The following is a 1,989-nucleotide window of genomic DNA, read 5'->3' as shown; positions in this document are numbered from 1 at the left end:
CGGGGGCCCCCGCTGGTGGGCCGGCCGGCGCCCGGCCGGGGCGGGCCCCCCCCCCGCGGGGGGCCCCCCCCCGGGCCGGGGGGCCCCCCCCGGGGCCCCCCCCGCCGCCATTCTGCACCCACAGGGGCACGGAAACACCGATGGCGCCACCATGAATCAGGTCGACACCTCCACATTTCCCTAGGTCAGGACAGTCGCGATCGACCACACTCCCCGGATGACGCCATCAGGGCTTGCGCATGGCACCACCATGGTGCCACTATGACGTCATGGACCTCACTCCGTATGTCGACACCCTGCGTCGCGAACTCGCGGTGGCCGCCGAAGCCGGTGGGGAAGATGCCCGCGCGCTGGCCGAGCGGCTCACCGCCCCGCTGGAGTCGGCAACCCGGCTGACCATGCTCAATGTGCTCTCCGTCGCGATGGACGAGGTCACCCGCGAGCTCGCCCCCGGCTCGGTCGACGTGCGGCTGCGCGGGCTGGATCCGGACTTCGTGGTGACGCTGCCGCCGGCCGGCAGCGGCTCCGCGGAAGCGGCCGACCGACCCGTCGAACCACTCGTCGCCCAGACGCCCGCCGACGGCGACGAGGGTGGCACCGCCCGCGTGAACCTGCGCCTGCCGGCACACCTCAAGGCCCGCGCCGAGGAGGCCGCGAACCGCGAGGGCCTGTCGGTCAATGCGTGGCTGGTGCGGGCCGTTTCGGCCGCGGTCGAGGGCGGCACGCAGCCGCGAGCGACGCAGAGGACCCGGACCGTCGGGCAGAGCTTCACGGGCTGGGTGCGCTAGCGCCCGCCCGCCGGCACCACTTCACTCACCCACCACGTCCCACCGGCGAAAACGCCACCAGGACCCAGGAGGACGGTACAGCCATGCCTTCTTTCGACACCCCCGAACCGATTTCCGCCAACACCCTCGTGGCCGCCGGTTCCGTGCGCTTCACCGCGGGCGACCGCCCCGACACGGTCGTCGAGGTGCGACCCCGCGACCCCGGGAAGGACAGGGACGTGCGGGCGGCCGAGCAGACCGAGGTCACGTGCGCGGGCGGCGTCCTGACCGTCAAGACGAAGCAGCGCACCCTGGTCGGGCCCAGCGGCGCCGTCGACGTGACGGTCGAACTCCCCACGGGCTCACGCGTCGACGTGACCGGCTCCTGGACCCAGGTGGTCGGCGAGGGCCGGCTCGGCGAGGTCCGGGTGAAGACCTCGTCCGGCGACGTCCGCCTCGACACGACCGGGCCGCTCCACCTGACCGCCTCGCACGGCTCGATCACCGTCGACCGGATCGAGGGCACGGCCGACATCACCACCAGCTCCGGCAGCGTGCGCGTCGGCACCGTCGACGGCCCCGCCGTCCTGAAGAACTCGCACGGCACCACGACCGTCGGCACCGCCTTCGGCGACCTGCGGGTGAGCGGTGCCAACGGCGACATCGACATCGCGCGCGCCGAGAGTTCGGTCACCGCCACCACCGCCCACGGCACCCTGCGGGTCGCCGACGTCGCCGGCGGCACCGTCCAGTTGGAGACCGCCTACGGTGCCATCGAGGTCGGCATTCGCGCGGGCACCGCCGCCTGGCTCGACGTCAGCTCCGAGCGCGGGCAGGTGCGCAACACCCTCACCGACTCCGCCCCGCCGGAGCAGGCCGAGGACACCGTCGAGGTCCGCGCCCGGACCCGCTGGGGCAACATCGACGTGCGCCGCGCCAAGTCCTGACCCGGACAGGGACCTCCTCGGCCCACCCGATCCCCAGCATCTTCAGCCTCCGAACGGGAGGGCACATGCCTTCATCTGTCATGCTCACGCCCAGGACGGACGGCGCTCCGCAGCCGCCCGCCGCCGTCTCCGCCGTCGGCCTGCGCAAGTCCTACGGCGACAAGACCGTCCTCGACGGCGTCGACCTGACCGTCCCGGAAGGGACGATCTTCTCCCTGCTCGGCCCGAACGGCGCGGGCAAGACCACCGCCGTCAGGATCCTCTCCACCCTCGTC

General features: G+C 73.3%; 3 protein-coding genes. All 3 read left to right on the top strand.

Annotation, left to right across the window (positions count from 1 at the left end; translation table 11 throughout):
- Positions 1 to 269 precede the first annotated feature (269 nt).
- The gene (locus AB0M03_RS39605) at positions 270 to 788 is read left to right on the top strand and encodes a hypothetical protein (protein WP_363501689.1); all 519 of its coding nucleotides are present in this window, start codon (positions 270 to 272) and stop codon (positions 786 to 788) included.
- A gap of 83 nt (positions 789 to 871) precedes the next feature.
- The gene (locus AB0M03_RS39600) at positions 872 to 1,714 is read left to right on the top strand and encodes a DUF4097 family beta strand repeat-containing protein (RefSeq protein ID WP_363501687.1); all 843 of its coding nucleotides are present in this window, start codon (positions 872 to 874) and stop codon (positions 1,712 to 1,714) included.
- Positions 1,715 to 1,779: 65 nt separating this feature from the next.
- A partial coding sequence (locus AB0M03_RS39595; protein WP_363501684.1) for an ATP-binding cassette domain-containing protein occupies positions 1,780 to 1,989 on the top strand: 210 nt, incomplete at its 3' end.

This window comes from Kitasatospora sp. NPDC051914 (assembly GCF_040680995.1).
Taxonomy (GTDB): domain Bacteria; phylum Actinomycetota; class Actinomycetes; order Streptomycetales; family Streptomycetaceae; genus Kitasatospora.
This window is presented reverse-complemented; position numbering and strand designations above follow the sequence as displayed.